This window comes from Streptomyces sp. WAC 01529, from assembly GCF_003945545.1.
GTDB lineage: Bacteria > Actinomycetota > Actinomycetes > Streptomycetales > Streptomycetaceae > Streptomyces > Streptomyces anatolicus.
This window is the reverse complement of record NZ_CP029617.1, coordinates 5,490,915-5,508,868: the sequence shown is the minus strand read 5'-3', so window position 1 is coordinate 5,508,868 and position 17,954 is coordinate 5,490,915. Positions and strand designations below refer to the sequence as shown.

Here is a 17,954-nt window from a genome sequence, read left to right as displayed (position 1 = left end):
TTCTTCACGGAGAGTCAGGCTGCGGCCAGTTCCCTGCGGGCCTCGCGCCGCCGCGCGGCGGCCTCGGGATCGAGCGAGGGGACGGCCGCGAGCAGCCGCCTGGTGTACGGGTCCCGCGGCGAGCCGTAGACCTGGTCGACGGTTCCGTACTCGACGATCCGGCCCCGCCTCATCACCGCGACCCGGTCGCTGACCTGGCGTACGACCGCGAGGTCGTGCGCGATGAAGACGAGCGCGAGCCCCAGCTCCCGCTGCAACCGGCCGAGCAGGCCGACCACTTGGGCCTGCGTGGTCACGTCGAGCGCGGACACCGGTTCGTCGCACACGATGATGCGCGGCTCGGCGGCGAGCGCACGCGCGATGCCGACGCGCTGCCGCTGCCCGCCGCTGAACTCGTGCGGGTAGCGGTCGTAGTACGCCGGTTCGAGTCCGACGCGCTCAAGCAGCTCGCGCACCCGTCCGCGTACGAAGGCGTCGCTCTCGCCCCGCGCGCGCAGCGGGTCGGCGACGGACTCGCCGATCGAGCGGCGCGGATTGAGGGAGGAGACGGGGTCCTGGAACACCATCTGCACCCCGGGATCCACCCGGCCGCCGAGGCCCACCCGATCGCCGAGATCCACCCGGCCACCCGGACCCGCCCAGCCCCCGGAGCCCACCGCGCCCCCCGAGCCCTCCGCACCCCCAGGCCCCTCCGCACCCCCATGCCGCAGAAGCCCCGCGCTCGGTTCGAGCAGCCCCACGAGCATGCGCCCGAGCGTCGTCTTGCCGCTGCCGCTCTCCCCCACGATGCCGAGGGTCTCCCCGCGGCGGACGGTGAGCGAGACATCGTCGACGGCGGTCACCGCACGCTTGCCGCGCCCGAACTCCCGCCGCAGCCCGACCGCTTCCAGCACCACCGGCCCGGGCACGCCCTCGCCCGCCCCCTTCACGGCCCGCGCCGGCGCAACCGCCACCGGCGCGTCCACCCGCGGCACGGCCCCCAGCAGCTCCCGGGTGTACGGCTCCCGGGGCGCCGCGAGGACATCCCGCACCGCGCCCCGCTCCACCGCGCGCCCGCCCCGCATGACAAGGACCTGCTCGGCGCTCTCGGCCGCGACCCCCACGTCGTGGGTGACCAGGAGCAGGCCCATGCCGGTCTCCTCCCGCAGCGTGTGCAGCAGGTCGAGGATCTGGGCCTGGACGGTGACGTCGAGGGCGGTGGTCGGCTCGTCGGCGATCAGGAGCGCGGGCTCGCACGCCAACGCCATGGCGATGAGCGCGCGTTGGCGCATGCCGCCGCTGAACTCGTGCGGGCGTGAGCGCGAGCGGCGTACGGCGTCGGGAATGCCGACCCGGTCGAGCACGTCCACGGCACGCGCGCGTGCCGCGCGCCGGGAAGCCCCGGTGTGCACGCGGTGCACCTCGGCGATCTGGTCGCCCACCGCGTAGTACGGGTCGAGGGAGGAGAGCGGGTCCTGGAAGACCATCGCGGCCTTCCCGCCGCGCAGCCGCCGCAGCTCCGCCTCCGAGGCCTTCTGTACGTCGATGCCCGCGACCCGCACCGATCCGTCGACGCGCGCGCCCGTGCCCCGGTGGAGCCCGAGCAGCGCGGACGCGACGGTCGACTTGCCGGACCCCGACTCACCGACGAGGGCGAGCGCGCCGCCCTCCTCCAGGGTGAGGGAGAGTCCGTCGACGGCCCGCACTCCGGACCCGAACTCCACACTCAGGTCCGTCACTTGGACGAGAGTCATGACAGCACCACCCGTCGGTCGGCCACCGCGTACAGCACGTCCGCGACGGCATTGGCGAGCACCACGAAGAAGCCGGTGACCATGACGAGGCCGACCACCACCGGCAGGTCGACGACCTTCACCGCGTGCACGAGTTCGCGCCCGAGCCCGGGGAGGCCGAACAGGGTCTCGCTCAGCACCGCGCCGCCGAACATCGACCCGACGTCGTTGGCGGTCAGGGCGATGACGGGCGCCACCGCTCCCCGCAACGCGTGCTTGCCGATGATCGACCGCTCCCCGACGCCGTACGCGCGAAAGGTCCGCACATGGTCGTCGGCGAGCGTCTCCAGCATCGAGGAGCGGGTCAGCCGCGCGTACTTGGCGGCCTCGATCAGCGCGAGCGAGAGCCAGGGCAGGAGCAGGTTCCAGGCCCACTGCGCCGGGTCGTCGCCGAAGTCGGTGTACTGCGGGAAGGGCAGCCACTGGAGCTGTCCGCAGACGACGATCATCAGCAGCAGGCCGATCACGAAGACGGGCGTGGCGGTGCCCGCGAGCGTGACGGCGGTCAGAACGCGCTCGCTGATCCTGCCGCGCCGCCAGGCGGAGAGCACGCCGGTGCCCACGCCCAGGATCAGCCACATCGCCATCGCGCCCAGCGCCAGCGAGGCGGTGATCGGCAGCTTCGCCACGATCAGCGCGGTGACCTGCTGGTCGCTCTGGTAGGAGACGCCGAGGCAGGGCGCCTCGCAGTGCTCCACACCGGTGCCGGTCGAGTAGTCGTGGCCGGCGAAGACGCCTTGGAGGAAGTCCCAGTAGCGGACGTAGAGCGGGTCGTCGAGGCGCAATTGCTCGGCGACCTGCTGGACCTGCGCGGGTGAGCAGCGGGGGCCGCAGGTGATCTGGGCGACGTCGCCGGGAGCGACGTAGAACACGACGTAGATGATCACCGAGAGGGCGAGGAGCGTGCTCAGGGCGCCGAGAAAGCGCCGCAGGAGGAAGGCGGAGAGCCGTGTCAGGCCGGTCATGCCCGGGCCTCCCGCTTGCGGCCCGTGCCGACGCGCAGCCGGGAGGCGGCCCGCGGGTCGAGCGCCGTGCGCACGCCGTCGCCGAGGACGGTGAGCGCGAGGACGGTCACGAAGAGCGCGCCCGCGGGGAGGAGCAGATACTGCGGCGCCGCCTGGTACCAGACGTCCGCGGCCGTGAGCATCTGCCCCCACGACGGGGTCGGCGGCTTCACGCCGACGCCGAGGAAGGAGAGCGCGGCCTCGACCGTGATGTTGGTGGGCACGAGGAGGGCCGCGTACGTGATGACGGGCGCGGCGAGCGCGGGCAGCAGTTCGCGCCGGGCGATGTGTACGGGGCCCCAGCCGCTGAGCCGTGCCGCGGCCACGTGGTCGAGTTCCTTGAGCGTGACGGTCCGCGCGCGCACGATCTTGGCCATGTTGCCCCAGGCGACGAGGCCGATGACGAGGGCGACGAGCACGGGCCGCGGGAAGCCGTCCGGCACGACCGCCATCAGGGCGAGCGCGAGGACCATCAGCGGCAGGGCGACGATGACGTCGGTGGCGCGGCTGAGCACCTGGTCCACCCAGCGGTTGCCGAACCCGGCCGCGATGCCGACCGCGACGCCGACGGCCACCTGTACGACGGTCGCGGCGAGCGCGACGCCGAGCGAGACCCGGGCCCCGTACACCAGGCGGGCGAAGAGGTCGCGTCCGGTCTGGGGTTCGACGCCGAGCCAGTGCTCGCCGCTGATCCCGCCGAACGGGCCGACCGGCACGCCGCCGCGCGCCGAGTCGATGAGATCCGGGTGGTAGGTGGTGGGGTCCTGGCCCTCCAGGACCGTGAGCAGCGGCGCGGCGAGCGCCACGAGGGCGAGCAGCGCGACGACGGCCGCCGCGACGAGGGCGGCGCGCTGCTCGCGCAGCCGCCGCCAGAAGATCGTCACGACTACTTCACCGCGACCTGGGAGACGTCGAGCACACCGGTCCAGTCACTGACGACGACGTTCTTGACGTCCTTGCCGTAGAGCCGCTTGTAGACGGGGTGGAAGAGCGGCACGGTCAGCGCCTTCTCGCCGATCTTCTTGTCGAGGGCGCCCCAGCGCACGGCGGCGGCGTCGAGGTCGGTGAGCTTGTTGATCTCGTCGATCTCGTCGTTGACGGACTTGTCGTTCAGGAAGCCGGAGTTGAAGTTGGCGCCGTCCTTCACGATCTGCCGGCCGTCGAAGATCGGGGCGAGGAAGGGGCCGCCGGAGGGCCAGTCGGCGCCCCAGTGGGCGAGGAAGAGGCCGGGCTCGTCCTTGGCGCTGTGCGTCTTGTCGTTGTAGTCGTTCTCTTCGAGTCCCTGGAGCTTGACGGTGATTCCGGCCTTCTTCAGGGCGTCCTGGATGGCGGTGGCGATCTCGGGGCTGGTCTCGAAGTCCTTGGCGTTGGAATGGGTGAGCGTGATGGTCAGGCCGTTCTTGTGACCGGCCTTCTTCAGCAGCTCCCTGGCCTTCTTCGGGTTGCCGTTCGGGCCCGCCGGGAAGTGGTCGTATTTCGTGTATCCGAAGGACTTCTGGTTCGGCAGATACGTCGTCGCGGGCTCGGCGAGCGAGGAGCCGCCCGCGGCGTTGACCACCGAGGAGCGGTCGACGGCGTACGAGATGGCCTGGCGCACCTTGGGGTCGTCGAAGGGCTTCACCTTCGGGTTGAAGGCGAGGTAGTTCGTGTACCCGAAGTGTCCTGTGCCGACGTGCGAGGCGAGTTCCTTGTCGCCGGCGACCTTGGCGAGTTCGGCCGGGCCGAGGTTGGTGTCGGTGGTGACGGCGGCGGCGTCGGCGCCCTGGCTCGCGGAGAGCCGCTGGTTGATGACGGACGAGTCGAGGCCGGAGCGTACGTCGATGACGTCCGGGTAGGCCTTGCGCTCCTCGTCGGTCTCCGCGGACCAGTGCGGATTGCGTTCCAGGCGCAGCCGCTCCCCGTCGTTCTCGTTCTTGACGACCTTGTAGGGCCCGGAGGAGAGCGGGTGCTCCTCGTACTTCGTGCCCTTGTCCTTGCTCTTGGGGACGGGAGTGAACTGCGTCTGGGTGGCCAAATAGGGGAACTCGCCCTCGGGCTTGTTCAGATGGAAGACGATGGTCCGTTCGTCGGGCGTCTCGATCGACGCGAGCCCCTTGCCGCTCTTGTCCTTGTAGGGGCCCTGGTACTTGTCGCCGCCGATGAGCCAGTCCCTCAAGTAGGGCGCGCCACCGCTGAGTTCGGCGGCGAAGGAGCGCTCGATGCCGTACTTCACGTCGGCGGAGGTGATCGGCGTGCCGTCCTCGTACTTGAGCCCCTTCTTCAGGGTGTACGTCCACACCGTGGCGTTCTTGCTCGGCTTGCCCAGATCGGTGGCGAGGTCGGGGACGACCTCCGCGCCCTTGGCACCGTCCTCGCGGTTGCGGGTGGTCAGCGTGCGGAAGACGAGGCTCGGCACGTTTCCGCCGCCGGAGGTGTAGAGCCGTGCGGGGTCGAAATCGGTGTGCGGGTCGCGGTTGAGGACGGTGAGCGTGCCGCCCTTGGCCGACTTTCCACCGCCGCTCCTGGCGTCGTTGTCCTTCGGGCCCGCGCAGGCGGCGGCGCCCGATACCAGGACCAGGCTGACGGATGTTGCTGCCACGCGGCGGGCTATGACGGACGATCGACTCATCGGAGGAGGCCTCTCGGGAAAAACGCTGCGCGAAGGGCAGCGGATCAGCGGAAATGAAGCAGAGCTGACCCCGGGAAGGCGCGGGGGAAACAGGGCAGCACAGGGCTGCGGAAATCGCGACGCACTCGCCGGGGCGGGCGTCAGCGACAGTGGATGTCGGCCACGCAGAGCGCGGTCACGCCGAGCAGCGTCAGCTCGATGGCTGCGCTCGAAGGGGCGTGACGGTTCGACATGCGCAGAAATATGAACGAACTTCCGACGGATGTCAAAGCGACCGCCGCCACGGCGGGCGGCCGCCTTTGGGGACCCGGCTACGGCGGACGGGCGCCGTCGGGGCTCAACTCTTGGGGAACGCCCAGGGGTTGGCCTTGCACTTGATGCCGTCGTGCTCCAGGAACTTGGTCTGCTGCTGCATGACGGGCGCGAGGTCCCCGTCCTTCGTGCAGTCCGTGTGGTTGAAGCCGAGCCGGTGGCCGACCTCGTGGTTGATCAGCATCTGGCGGTAGGGGTGGATGGCGTTGCCGAATTCCTTCTTGACCTCGTCGCCGTAGGTCTTGGCGCCCTGCGCCCACCGATAAGCGTTGATCATCACGCGGTCCGTCGCCGCGGAATCGCACGACACATTGTCCTGGGTCGTATCGAGGCCGGATTTCGCGCACCAGGCCGCGGTGGTTCCCGGGCTCGCCAGCGTAATGACGAAATCGGGCTTGCCCGACGAGATCCGCTCGAAGGCGCGGGCTCCGCCGTGCGCCCAACTCCGGTCGTCGTTCAGGGTTTTCTGCACGGCCTGGGCGAAGAGCGGGCCGTCGAGACCGAGCCCCTTCTCGACGTCGACGCGGTAACGGAAAAGCTGCCCCTTTCCGGGTGCCTTGTCGAATCCGGCGATCGCCTCGAAGTCGCCGGACGCCTTGAGCTTCGCGTCCAGCGGGTATTTCTCACCCATTTTCTGGTCGTACGTCACCGGGGCCTTGTCCGGTTTCTCGGCGGGGTCCCGCAGCGGCGCCGGACGCTCGTCGGAGCGCGAGGCGGGATCGTCGGTGTCGCGCGCGCCGCCGCCGGGGGCGGCCTTGGGACGGGCGTCGGAACCGCCCCCGCCGCCGGTGACCTGCCCCGCCATGACGACCCCGAGCACGAAGGTCACGGCGGCGGCCGCGATGCCGGTGAGGACGCGGGTCCGGTCGATCTTCCTGCCGCCTTCGACCTCGGCGTCGGAGCCGGAGCCGGAGTCGGAGCCCTTGGAGGAGCTGCCGTCTTCGCTCCGGGGCTCGGGGACGTCGTTCCAGTCGGTGACGGAGGCGTACGGGTCTCCGTGGTGCGGGTCGTTGCGGTGCGGGTCGTCGCCGTTCGGGTCGTCGCGGTGCCGGTCGTCGCCGGGAAAGGCGTCCATGTAGTCCTGGCGAGGGGCGGAACGATCCTGCCGGGGTCCCGGTATGCGGGGCCCCGACGCCGTATCGGAGACATCGCCCCAGCCGCCGCCGGGCTCCCGCTGCTCGGGGTGCCCGCCGCGGACCTCCGGAACCCCGTGGGGCGGCGTCGCCTGCGGCGTGCCGTGCGCGGGCGTGTCCTCCCCGCCGGACGCGCGCCGACGGCGACCGGTACCGGGACCCGGACCCGGCCGCGCGTCGGCACCGGCACCGGCACCAGCGCCCGCACCCTGCGTCGGCGGAACACCCGGACCGCTCGTACCACCAGTCGCGCCCGCCGGACCGCGGCGGCTATGTCGTCCCACGCGCCGCCTCAGCTCCCCGAACCCGTGCGCGAGTCACTGAGGTCGCAGGTGTCACGGACGATCCGAGCGCGAGGTGCGCTCAACTCCCCCAGGTCGACGAGGAGTTCACGGAAGCCCGTGGCCACGCTCTGCGGGTCCTCCATCATCGCCACATGCCCCGCGTCGGGCAGCGTCAGCAGCCGCGAGTCACGGAACGCGGCGGCCGCCCTGCGTGCCATGCGGAACGAGACGAGCAGATCGCGCCCGCCGTAGACGAGCAGGGTCGGCGCGAGCACCCGCTCGGCCTGCCGCCAGAGCCCGTGCTGGCCGCCCAGGGTGTACGCGTTCACGATCCCGCGGGCCGTGCGCGTCATCGCGTCCCAGAAGTAGGGGAGCTGGAGCCTGCGCTCCATCTCGCGGACCGCCGCGCTGAAGCCCTCCGGGGTGACCTTGTCCGGGTCGCCGTAACAGAGCCCCATCACGCCGCGCACCCGCTGCTCGGCCGTCCACTCCCTGGTGAGCCGGGCGAAGAGCGCGGCGACCCCGGGCACCGCGACCAGGCCGGTCGGCAGCGCCGTGCGCTGCACCCGCAGCTCGGGCAGCGCGGGCGAGACCAGGGTCAACGTACGCACGAGATCGGGGCGGACCGCGGCGACGCGCGTCGTGATGGCGCCGCCGAGGGAGTTCCCGATGAGATGGACGGGGCCGCGGGCGCTCGCGTCGAGGTAGCGGATGACGGCGCGCGCGTGTCCGGTGATCGAGTAGTCGCCGTCGTCCGGCGGGGGCGAGTCCCCGAACCCCGGCAGGTCGATCGCCTCGCAGTCGACGACGTCCTCGAGAAGCGGCATCAGGGCCGACCAGTTCTGCGAGGAGCCGCCGAGGCCGTGCACGAAGAGCGCGGGCGGGAGTCCGGGGCGGACGGAGGGCCGCGAGCGCACGGTCAGCGTGAGTCCGGGCAGCCCGACCGAACCGAGCCGCTCCCCCTCCGCGACCGCTACGGCACCGGGCTTGGGCGCGGCGGTGGCGGCCAGCAGGTTCGGCAGCTCGGTCGAAGGCATGCGGCAATGTTACGAGACGATCACGCGGGGGTTCACGTGTTCGCGGTCACAGATCGCACGCGGATGGCGCCCTGATCATGCCCGGATCGCATAGCGCCTGATCCGGGTCTCTCCTACGCTCATAGAAAGCGGGCGAACAGGGCACTCGCATCACGAAGGGCCACCAGTACCGCAAGGGAAGAGAGCCATACATGAGTGTCGACCCGACCGATCCCGAGACCTTCGAGACGGAAGAGGACGCGACCGACGCCGAGGCCGGCGTGGAGGCCCCGGAGGCGGACACCGCGGAGCAGCACACCGATCTCGCCCCCAGCAGGGACGACTCCCTCCAGGACGCCGACCCGGACGCCGCCAGCGAAGCCGACCTCGTGGAGCAGGCCCGTGTGGTCCGCCTCGACGAGGACGACTACCGCTGAGGGTGCCGGGAGGGCCGGGGCGCCGGTGGGGGGCGAGGAGCCGGGGCCGACATCGACCTGACCGTGTTTGCCCCGCTACGCACCGCCGCGCACCCCGGCCGCGGCGGTCCAGTCCGTGAAATTCTGCGCCCGCACCGCGCACATCACTGTTACCGAAAAGTACGATGGCGGCGCGGCGCACACCGCACATCGGACGATTGGGAGGCGGCGTGACAGCCATCGAGCAGACAGAGGCGGCACGCCCGCGGGGCACACGCCTGCCGCGCCGTGCCCGACGCAATCAACTTCTCGGCGCGGCCCAGGAAGTTTTCGTCGCACAGGGTTACCACGCGGCCGCGATGGACGACATCGCCGAGCGCGCCGGGGTCAGCAAGCCGGTGCTCTACCAGCACTTCCCCGGCAAGCTCGACCTCTATCTGGCCCTGCTCGACCAGCACTGCGAGTCACTGCTCCAGTCGGTCCGCACGGCGCTCGCGTCCACCACGGACAACAAGCTGCGCGTCGCCGCGACGATGGACGCCTACTTCGCGTACGTCGAGGACGAGGGCGGCGCCTTCCGGCTGGTCTTCGAGTCGGACCTGACGAACGAGGCGGCGGTCCGCGAGCGCGTGGACCGCGTCACCCTTCAGTGCGCGGAGGCGATCTGCGAGGTCATCGCCGAGGACACCGGCCTGCCCAGGGACGAGGCGATGCTCCTCGCCGTCGGCCTCGGCGGGTACTCGCAGGTGGTCGCCCGGTACTGGCTGGCCAGCGGCAGCACGGTCCCGCGCGAGAAGGCGGTGCGGCTGCTCACGTCGCTCGCGTGGCGCGGCATCGCGGGCTTCCCGCTGCACGGCACCGAGGGCCACTGACCGCTCGCCTTTCTGTTCCCGTCCGGTGTTCGCTACCGGCGTTCATGGCCAGGTCCTTCCGCCTCCCCTCACCGGGCTAATGTGTGCTGGGTACGGCGCGGACGGCCGCGCACAGACTGACCGTCGGAGGGACAAAGCCGTGGAGGTCAAGATCGGCGTGCAGTACGCGCCCCGCGAGATCGTGCTGGAGAGCGGCCAGAGTGCCGAGGAAGTCGAGCACGCGGTGTCCGAGGCGCTGACCGGCAAGTCGCCGCTGCTGAGCCTCGTGGACGACCACGGCCGCAAGGTCCTGGTTCCGGCCGACCGCCTCGCGTACGTGGAGCTCGGCGAGCCCACGGCGCGCAAGGTGGGCTTCAGCGCCCTGTAGGACACGCCCGCGGACACGCCCGTAGGGCGGGCCCGTGGGACGCGCGGACGAGTACGGCCCGGTGGTTCTCAACCACCGGGCCGTACTTGTCTGTTGGCCTGCTTGTCGTACGAGGTGAGGGCGGGGCCGCCGGTTCGTGGAGGGTTGCGTTCCGGCCACCTTGGGTACACCGGCTACGACCGACACGCACCGGCCGCGAGGGAGGGCATCACCGTGATTCTGGAAGCACTCGGCTCCGCTCTGCTGGGTTTCGCCCTGTCCTGGGCCATCGCGCACCGCATGGCGCACCGGCTGCCCGCGCGCAGCCTCGTCCTGTCGACGGGCCCGGCGGGCGCCCTCATCGGCGCCTTCATCACACACATGGCGCTGGGCCCCGGCCACGCCCCCGCGACCCTCCTGGGAGCGGCGGCGGTATCGGCGGCCCTGCTGTCCCTGCTGATCCGCCCGACCCGGAACGGAATGCACCGCTCAGCGACGGCGTAAGGGAGCGTGCCGGGCCGCCAGGCCCGAAGACGGCGTAAGGGAACCGGCTAGGCCGCCAGGCCCAGCGCCGCCATCCGCTTGGTGTGCGCCTCGGTGATGCGGGAGAACATCCGTCCGACCTCGGCGAGGTCGAACCCATCGGCGACGCCCCCGACGAGCATGGTGGAGAGCGCGTCCCGGTCCGCGACCACCCGCTGCGACTGCGAGAGGGCCTCGCCCATCAGCCGCCGCGCCCACAGCGCGAGCCGCCCGCCCAGACGCGGATCGGCATCGATCGCGGCCCGCACCTTCTCCACGGCGAAGCTCGCGTGCCCGGTGTCGTCGAGGACGCCGAGTACGAGTCCGCGCGTATCGACGTCGAGGCGGGCCGCCACCTCGCGGTAGAAGTCGCTGGCGATCGAGTCGCCGACGTACGCCTTGACCAGGCCCTCGAGCCAGTCGGACGGCGCGGTCTGCCGGTGGAAGCCGTCGAGCGCCGCCACGAAGGGCTCCATGGCCTCGGTCGGCTCCGCGCCGATCGCCGAGAGCCGGTCCCGCAACTGCTCGAAGTGGTGGAACTCCGCCGACGCCATCTTCGCCAGCTCCGCCTTGTCGCCGAGCGTCGGCGCCAGCTTCGCGTCCTCCGCGAGCCGCTCGAACGCCGCCAGCTCTCCGTAGGCGAGCGCGCCCAGCAGGTCCACTACCGCGGCGCGGTAGTGGGGCTCGGCGGAAGCCTTCGCCCAGTCCTGGGCGGCGACGCCGGTGGGCTCGGCGGGGGTTTCGGCGGTGTTTTCGGCGGGGGGTTCGGCAGCGGATCCAGCGGCGGTGTCAGGCGTCTCCATGAAACGCACAATAGCCCGCCTGCCGTAAGGCGTAAGGCCCTGGTCACTCCCTGAACAGACCCTGATCGGTGACGGGTGGGCCGCTGATCGGTCAGTGTGACGACGACCATGTGACGAATTCGCCGGACACGCATGCGAGATTCCGGGGTACAGTGGTAATGCGCCTGCCGAATATTCGACAGGCCGTACGAATGAGGATGCCCGGTCGGTGGCCCGATCGGCTCCGACCCGACAGCCCTCCGGGCGGTACGCGCAGCTGCGTACGGCACGAGGAGGGAACCTCAGCGGTAAGAGCGCTCGAGCGCAGGCAGTGGTCCCGCGCCCCCGGTCAGCCCCCCAAGCGTCCGGCGGTAGTGGCACGGTCACGACCCCCAGCGTTCGCCTCACGCCGCGTCTCACAGAAGAGGCATAGCCCTGACTACGACTTTCCGAGAGCTCGGGATTCTTCCCGAGACAGCCGAAGCCCTTGAAGCCGTCGGCATCATCACCCCCTTCCCCATCCAGGAGATGACGCTCCCCGTCGCCCTTTCGGGCAAGGACGTCATCGGCCAGGCCAAGACCGGCACCGGCAAGACGCTCGGCTTTGGTCTCCCGCTCCTGGAGCGCGTGATCGTCCCCGCCGACGTCGAGGCGGGCCGCGCCAAGCCCGAGCAGCTGACCGAGGCGCCGCAGGCCCTCATCGTCGTCCCCACCCGCGAGCTGTGCCAGCAGGTGACGAACGACCTGCTGACCGCCGGCAAGGCGCGCAACGTCCGCGTCCTCGCCATATACGGCGGCCGTGCCTACGAGCCGCAGGTCGAGGCCCTCAAGAAGGGCATCGACATCGTCGTCGGCACCCCCGGTCGTCTCCTCGACCTCGCGGGCCAGCGCAAGCTCGACCTCAAGCACGTCAAGTGCCTCGTCCTGGACGAGGCCGACGAGATGCTCGACCTGGGCTTCCTGCCCGACGTCGAGCGGATCATCAACATGCTGCCGCCGAAGCGCCAGACGATGCTCTTCTCGGCGACCATGCCCGGCGCGGTCATCGGCCTCGCCCGTCGCTACATGTCACAGCCCACGCACATCCGCGCCACCGCGCCGGACGACGAGGGCCAGACCGTCGCGAACACCGCGCAGTTCGTCTACCGCGCGCACAACATGGACAAGCCGGAGATGATCTCCCGCATCCTGCAGGCCGACGGCCGCGGGCTCGCGATGGTCTTCTGCCGCACCAAGCGCACGGCGGCCGACATCGCCGAGCAGCTGCAGAAGCGCGGCTTCGCCTCGGGCGCCGTCCACGGCGACCTCGGCCAGGGCGCGCGCGAGCAGGCCCTGCGGGCGTTCCGCAACGGCAAGGTGGACGTGCTCGTCTGCACGGACGTCGCCGCGCGCGGCATCGACGTCGAGGGCGTCACGCACGTCATCAACTACCAGTCGCCCGAGGACGAGAAGACCTACCTCCACCGCATCGGCCGCACCGGCCGCGCGGGGGCCAAGGGCATCGCGATCACGCTGGTCGACTGGGACGACATCCCGCGCTGGCAGCTGATCAACAAGGCGCTGGACCTGGGCTTCAGCGACCCGGTCGAGACGTACTCCAGCTCCCCTCACCTGTACGAGGAGCTGAACATCCCGGCGGGCACCAAGGGTGTCCTGCCGCGCGCCGAGCGGACCCGTGCGGGTCTGGGCGCGGAGGAGATCGAGGACCTCGGCGAGACGGGTGGGCGCGGGCGTGGTTCGCGTGGCGACCGCGACTCCCGTGGTTCGCGTGGTGACCGCGACTCCCGCGGTGACCGCGACTCCCGTGGTTCGCGTGGCGACGGTGGTTCGCGTGGTTCGCGGGATGACCGTGGCGGTCGTACGTCCTCGGGTCCCGCTTCCCCCGCCTCCTCGGAGCAGGAGCGCCCGGCGCGTACGCCGCGGCGCCGCCGCCGGACGCGGGCCGGCAGCCCGCTGGACGCGGCCCCGGTCACGGCGACCGCTCCGGTCGCCGAGGTTGCCGCTGAGGTCAGCGCCGAGGCCACCTCTGCGACCACCCCTGAGGTCATCGCTGAGCCGACGGAGTCGCGCACGCCGCGTCGCCGTCGCCGGACGCGGGGCGGGGCGGCCGCGGAAGCCGTGACCGCGCCGACGGCCACGGCTACCGAGCCTGAGGCGCCGGCCGCCGTTCCCGCCCCCGAGGCGGAGGCGCCGGTGACGAAGCCGCGCCGCCGGACGCGGAAGCCGGCGGAGACGGTTGCCGAGGTGGAGGCCCCGGTTGCGGCCGCTACCACTGTCGCTGCCGCTGCGGAGAAGCCGAAGCGGACGCGGAAGGCGGCTGAGCCGGTCGCCGAGGCGGAGGCCCCGGTCGCCGCCGAGAAGCCGAAGCGGACCCGCAAGGCTGCGCAGCCGGTGGCCGAGGCGGAAGCCCCGGCTGCCGCCGAGAAGCCGAAGCGGCGCACGCGGAAGGCTGCGGAGGCGGTTGCCGAGGCGGAGACCCCGGTCGCTGCCGCTGCCGAGAAGCCCAAGCGGACCCGCAAGGCTGCGGAGCCGGTCGCCGAGGCAGAAGCCCCGGCGGCGGAGAAGCCCAAGCGCCGGACCCGTAAGGCCGCCGAGACGGCGGTTGAGGCGGAAGCCCCGGCCGCTGCCGAGAAGCCCAAGCGCACCCGCAAGGCTGCGGAGCCGGTCGCCGAGGCGGAAGCCCCGGCGGCGGAGAAGCCGAAGCGGCGCACCCGTAAGGCCGCCGAGGCGGTGGTTGAGGCTGAGGCCCCTGTGGCCGAGAAGCCGAAGCGGACTCGCAAGGCTGCGGAGCCGGTCGCCGAGGCGGAGGCCCCGGTCGCCGCCGAGAAGCCGAAGCGGACTCGCAAGGCCGCGCAGCCGGTCGCCGAGGCGGAAGCCCCGGTGGCGGAGAAGCCGAAGCGCCGGACCCGTAAGGCCGCGGAGACCGTGGTCGAGGCGGAGATCCCGGCGCAGGCGACGGAGGAGCCGAAGCCGCGTCGCCGTACGCGCAAGGCGGTTGCCGCCGTCCCGGCCGAGGTGACCGAGGCCGAGGCTCCGGCGCCGCGGCGTCGTACGCGCAAGAAGGTGGAGGCCGCGGAGAGCTGACGCTCGCCCCCTCCCGACACGAAGGCCCGTCCCTGCCCGGGGCGGGCCTTCGCCGTGCCGCCCTCCGCCCTCAGTCCGTCCTCAGTCCGCCCTCAGTCGATCTGCTTGATCACCCGGGCGGGCACTCCTGCGACCACGGTGGCGGCAGGGACATCACGAGTGACCACCGCACCGGCGGCGACCACCGCGCCGGCACCGATGGTCACCCCTTGCGTGATCACGGCAGCCGTCCCGATCCAGACGTCGTCCTCGATGACGATCGGGGCGAACGAGAGGTACTCACGGCGCTCGGCGAGGGGCAGTGGATGGCCTCCGGTGATGAGGCTGACCTTCGGGGCGATCATGACGCCGTTGCCGATACGGATGCCTCCCTTGTCCATGAAGGTGCATCCCTGGTTGACGAAGACGTTCTCCCCGAACGTCGTGTTCAGCCCGCCCTCGGTAAAGAAGGGCGGGTAGATCGTCACCGACGACGGCAGCGGGCCGCCGAATACAACCGAAAGCAGTTCCGCGCGGCCTTCGCTGTCGCTGAACGGAAGCGCGTTCAGTCGAGACGTCGCGTCGGTCACCTCCTCGATCCGGTCCACGTGACGGGTGAACTCAGGTGTCTGGACGTACATGATCTGCTCTGTGCGGGTGGACATGTGCTGATCCCACCACCGCGGGGAAGCCTCGATCAAACAACCCTGAACCATGGCAGCCACAACTAACAGTTGTGCAGTCTCCTGCCCAGCATCTCTACCGGTTCTAACGCTCCCATCCCGAGATGGACCTGGATGCGGTCACACTGGGCGCGGAGAACGCGGCCCAGGCCCCAGCCGGGATCGGCGCCAGCCCTGGCCCGCCGCTTCGCGGCGGATCTTCCCCACCCACCCACCCGTTTACCCCGCACCAAATATCCGAGGTAGGAGCCCCCGGGTCCCCGCGCCGCCGAGACTCGCCCACGGGCAACTGCCCTACGGCACCAACACAGCCCGGAGCAACGGGTGGGCGGGTGGGGGAACGCGCCGCGAAGCGGCGAGTAGCGGCCACCAAGACTCCGGGCACAGGCCAACCGGCCTACAGCACCGACACAGCGCCGAGTCACGGGTGGGCGGGTGGGGGAACTCGCCGCGAAGCGGCGAATGGCGGCTACCGAGGCCCCGGGCACAGGCCAACCGGCCCACCGCACCGACACAGCGCCGAGCCAGTGGGCGAGCCGCGCCGCGAAGCGGCGAAAGGCGGCCACCGAGGCCCCGAGCACACGCCGGCAGGCCCGAACGCCGGAGCCGCCAAACCCCCCGCACACGCCCGCAGGCCCGAACGCCGGAGCCGCCAACCCCCCCCGTACAGGCCAACAGGCCCGCCCGGCCAGGACGGGACCCCGGGGCCGGTAACCTCGGCGCCATGAGCAGGCCGCCCACCTTCACCCCACCCCCCTGCGCGACCCCGCGCACCCTCCACACCGCCCGCGGCGACTTCGCCATCCTCGACGCACTCCCGCCGAAAACCACCGAAGGCACCGAGGACACCAAAGGCACCGCAAGCACCGGCGCCGCCCAGGGCGCCGAAAGCAGGAAGGGCACCGGCAACACCGGGGACACCGCCGGCACCGTCCTCCTCCTCCCCGGCTTCACCGGCAGCAAGGAGGACTTCATCGCCCTCCTCGAACCCCTCGCCGCCGCCGGCTACCGCGCCGTCGCCGTGGACGGCCGAGGCCAGTACGAATCACCGGGCCCGGACGACGAAGCGGCGTACGCCCAGGAGGAGTTGGCCCGCGACGTCCTGGCGCAGGCCGCCGCGCTCAGGGAGGCGCCCGCGGATGCCCCCGGGCCCCACGGGGAAGCCCACCGGCCTCCCCGGCTCCACCTCCTGGGCCACTCCCTCGGCGGCCAGATCGCCCGCGCCGCCGCCCTCCTGGAGCCCCGCGCCTTCGCCTCGCTCACCCTGATGTCCTCCGGCCCCGCCGCGATCACCCCCGCCCAGCAGTCCCGCGCCAAGATACTGGCGGACGCCCTCGCGGCGCTGTCGATGGACGTGGTGTGGCAGGCGATGCGGGCCATGGACCCGCCGCCCCCGGAGGACACGGACACCGGCGGCGCCAAGGCCGGCGGCGGTGACGACAGCGAGGCCCTGCGCGCCCGCTGGCTGCGGCACAACCCCGCCCAGCTCATCGCCACCAGCAAACAGCTCTCCACGGAGCCGGACCGCGTCGCCGAACTCGCCGCCGCCGCGCTGCCCACGCACGTCATCTCGGGCGAGAGCGACGACACCTGGCCCGTACCGCTCCTGGACGACATGGCACGCCGCCTGCACGCCCACCGCACGGTGATCCAGGGCGCCGACCACTCCCCCAACACGGACCGCCCCGAGGAAACAGCCGCAGCCCTGATCAGCTTCTGGAACCACCTCGGCGACATCACGAGCTGAGCGCGCCGCCCCGAAACCCTCAGTACTGCGCCCGCAGGTGATCCCAGAACCCGTCCCGCAGCGCCCTGCGCAGATCCGACTGCCCCCGCAGCGAGTACTGGAGCAGCCGCTCCGCCTCCACCAACAGCTCCTGATCCACCGAACCGGGCAGATACGGGTGCCCCGACAACAGCCCCACCAGCGACTCCCGCCCCCGCGCCGCCAGCCACTTCGCGGCGATCTGGGCGCCGACGAAACGGACGTCGTCGCGGGCGGGCCGCGGCGCCGCGGGGCCCGCCCCCGCCTCGTACGCCAGGGCCGCGCGCCGCGACACGTACGGCTTGAAGAAGTCGAGGTCGAACGTGCGCTGACTGTCGACCTCCCACAGCAGCGGCTCCGCCTGATTGCGTCCGTCGGGCGCCTCGATGCCCCACAGGTGCACCCGCGCCCCGTACCCCTGCGCCGCCTCGACCGCCGAGACCAGGTCCTCGTCGCCGCCGATGAGCGCCGCGTCACTGATGGCGCGGTGCCTGGCCAGCGACTCCAGGTCGCTGCGGATGAGGGAGTCGACGCCCTTCTGCTGGTTGTTGGCGTTGAGGTTGCCGAGCCTGACCTTGACGTCGGGCAGCTCCGCGATCGACTGCTGCTCGGTGGTGTGGATGCGGCGCCTGGCCCCGTCGTACCAGTAGACGCGCAGCAGACGGCTGTCCGCGAAGATCGTGCGGGCCTTGTCGATGAGCGCCTCGATGAGGCCCTCGGCGTCGAGGTCGAAGGAGCGCCGGTCCTCGGTCCCGGCGGCGAGCCGGCCCGCCGCCGCGTAGAGATACCCGGCGTCGACGAAGATCGCGTGCGTGGACGGCGTCTTCGCCACCTCGGCGAGCACGCGCTCCAGCAGCCCGTTGGCGCGCTCCAGCTGAGCGCTGATGTGGGCCGCTCCGTGCTCGGCGGCTCCGTCTTCGGCGTCGGCGTCGTTCATAGGGAACCCAGTCTCCCGCTGGTCACACAGCGAACACAACTGGTGCCGCTACCCATGGGTAATTAGGTTCGCGAAAAATTTCCTTAGCGTAGGGAATGTTTGCAGGGGGCAACTCGTTGTACCCATCAGGAACGCGGGGCACTGTAGCTCCGCAACCCACACTTCATGGCCGGGAAACAGCCTGGCCATCTCCAGTAGTTCTCCTTCAGGAGGATGACCAGACGAAGGGAGAAGCCTCATGCGCTTCGAAATCATGCGACTCGACGACGTCGACGGCAACGCCGTGGACAGTACCGTCGTGGACGCCGCCTCCGTCAATCGGATCGTGCAGCAGGCCGCAGCGATAGGCCAGCGCATCTACATCCGACCGGCCGACTCCTCGGCCTCGTAACGAAGACGTCGAAGGGCCCCGTACGCAAGCCGTACGGGGCCCTTCGTG

The 17,954-nt window shown here is 71.4% G+C and carries 17 protein-coding genes; 7 read left to right on the top strand and 10 right to left on the bottom strand.

Annotation, left to right across the window (positions count from 1 at the left end):
• Window positions 1–14 precede the first annotated feature (14 nt).
• The 7 genes from DMA15_RS24805 to DMA15_RS24780 form a co-directional block, all read right to left on the bottom strand.
• Window positions 15–1,733: an ABC transporter ATP-binding protein gene (locus DMA15_RS24805; protein ID WP_125514968.1), complete on the bottom strand. Its 1,719-nt coding sequence runs from the start codon at window positions 1,731–1,733 to the stop codon at window positions 15–17.
• Window positions 1,730–2,737 (bottom strand): ABC transporter permease, encoded by a 1,008-nt coding sequence (locus tag DMA15_RS24800; RefSeq protein ID WP_125514967.1) that lies wholly within the window; start codon window positions 2,735–2,737, stop codon window positions 1,730–1,732. The genes DMA15_RS24805 and DMA15_RS24800 overlap by 4 nt, the downstream gene beginning before the upstream one ends.
• Window positions 2,734–3,660 carry an ABC transporter permease gene (locus DMA15_RS24795; protein ID WP_240659922.1) on the bottom strand — a complete coding sequence of 309 codons (927 nt, stop codon included), beginning with the start codon at window positions 3,658–3,660 and terminating at the stop codon, window positions 2,734–2,736. The genes DMA15_RS24800 and DMA15_RS24795 overlap by 4 nt, the downstream gene beginning before the upstream one ends.
• 2 nt (window positions 3,661–3,662) lie before the next feature.
• Entirely contained in the window at window positions 3,663–5,384 is a 1,722-nt protein-coding gene (locus DMA15_RS24790; protein ID WP_125514965.1) for an ABC transporter substrate-binding protein, read from the bottom strand.
• A 140-nt stretch (window positions 5,385–5,524) separates the two neighbouring features.
• Window positions 5,525–5,617, bottom strand: a complete 93-nt coding sequence (locus tag DMA15_RS38140; protein WP_346428922.1) for an Ms4533A family Cys-rich leader peptide — start codon at window positions 5,615–5,617, stop codon at window positions 5,525–5,527.
• Between the two features lie 104 nt (window positions 5,618–5,721).
• Entirely contained in the window at window positions 5,722–7,113 is a 1,392-nt protein-coding gene (locus DMA15_RS24785) for a DUF3152 domain-containing protein (RefSeq protein ID WP_125514964.1), read from the bottom strand.
• An 8-nt stretch (window positions 7,114–7,121) separates the two neighbouring features.
• Window positions 7,122–8,150: an alpha/beta hydrolase gene (locus DMA15_RS24780; protein WP_125514963.1), complete on the bottom strand. Its 1,029-nt coding sequence runs from the start codon at window positions 8,148–8,150 to the stop codon at window positions 7,122–7,124.
• 191 nt (window positions 8,151–8,341) lie between these two features.
• Here DMA15_RS24780 and DMA15_RS24775 point away from each other — a divergent pair, with 191 nt between their 5' ends.
• The 4 genes from DMA15_RS24775 to DMA15_RS24760 all read left to right on the top strand — a co-directional run bounded on the left by DMA15_RS24775 (window position 8,342) and on the right by DMA15_RS24760 (window position 10,267).
• Window positions 8,342–8,566: a hypothetical protein gene (locus tag DMA15_RS24775; RefSeq protein WP_125514962.1), complete on the top strand. Its 225-nt coding sequence runs from the start codon at window positions 8,342–8,344 to the stop codon at window positions 8,564–8,566.
• A gap of 209 nt (window positions 8,567–8,775) precedes the next feature.
• Window positions 8,776–9,417 (top strand): TetR/AcrR family transcriptional regulator, encoded by a 642-nt coding sequence (locus DMA15_RS24770; protein ID WP_125514961.1) that lies wholly within the window; start codon window positions 8,776–8,778, stop codon window positions 9,415–9,417.
• A gap of 139 nt (window positions 9,418–9,556) precedes the next feature.
• Window positions 9,557–9,784, top strand: a complete 228-nt coding sequence (locus tag DMA15_RS24765; RefSeq protein WP_055565193.1) for a DUF3107 domain-containing protein — start codon at window positions 9,557–9,559, stop codon at window positions 9,782–9,784.
• 213 nt (window positions 9,785–9,997) lie between these two features.
• Window positions 9,998–10,267, top strand: coding sequence for a hypothetical protein (locus DMA15_RS24760; protein ID WP_125514960.1), 270 nt, complete (start codon window positions 9,998–10,000; stop codon window positions 10,265–10,267).
• Between the two features lie 47 nt (window positions 10,268–10,314).
• On the opposite strand, the gene DMA15_RS24755 is transcribed toward DMA15_RS24760, so the two are convergent.
• Window positions 10,315–11,088, bottom strand: coding sequence for a ferritin-like fold-containing protein (locus DMA15_RS24755; RefSeq protein WP_125514959.1), 774 nt, complete (start codon window positions 11,086–11,088; stop codon window positions 10,315–10,317).
• 507 nt (window positions 11,089–11,595) lie between these two features.
• On the opposite strand from DMA15_RS24755, the gene DMA15_RS24750 reads away from it, so the two are divergent.
• Window positions 11,596–14,151 carry a DEAD/DEAH box helicase gene (locus tag DMA15_RS24750; protein ID WP_240659921.1) on the top strand — a complete coding sequence of 852 codons (2,556 nt, stop codon included), beginning with the start codon at window positions 11,596–11,598 and terminating at the stop codon, window positions 14,149–14,151.
• A gap of 92 nt (window positions 14,152–14,243) precedes the next feature.
• Here DMA15_RS24750 and DMA15_RS24745 read toward each other — a convergent pair whose 3' ends face one another.
• Window positions 14,244–14,771 carry a DapH/DapD/GlmU-related protein gene (locus DMA15_RS24745; RefSeq protein ID WP_125517991.1) on the bottom strand — a complete coding sequence of 176 codons (528 nt, stop codon included), beginning with the start codon at window positions 14,769–14,771 and terminating at the stop codon, window positions 14,244–14,246.
• A gap of 766 nt (window positions 14,772–15,537) precedes the next feature.
• On the opposite strand from DMA15_RS24745, the gene DMA15_RS24740 reads away from it, so the two are divergent.
• Window positions 15,538–16,560 carry an alpha/beta hydrolase gene (locus tag DMA15_RS24740; protein WP_125514957.1) on the top strand — a complete coding sequence of 341 codons (1,023 nt, stop codon included), beginning with the start codon at window positions 15,538–15,540 and terminating at the stop codon, window positions 16,558–16,560.
• Window positions 16,561–16,579: 19 nt separating this feature from the next.
• Here the strand turns inward: DMA15_RS24740 and DMA15_RS24735 are convergent, their stop codons facing one another.
• A complete protein-coding gene (locus tag DMA15_RS24735; RefSeq protein ID WP_125514956.1) occupies window positions 16,580–17,515 on the bottom strand; it encodes an NYN domain-containing protein in 936 nt (311 codons plus the stop codon).
• A gap of 238 nt (window positions 17,516–17,753) precedes the next feature.
• On the opposite strand from DMA15_RS24735, the gene DMA15_RS36765 reads away from it, so the two are divergent.
• On the top strand, window positions 17,754–17,906 hold the full coding sequence (locus DMA15_RS36765) for a hypothetical protein (RefSeq protein WP_164551819.1): 153 nt from the start codon (window positions 17,754–17,756) through the stop codon (window positions 17,904–17,906).
• The last annotated feature ends 48 nt before the right edge of the window (window positions 17,907–17,954 follow it).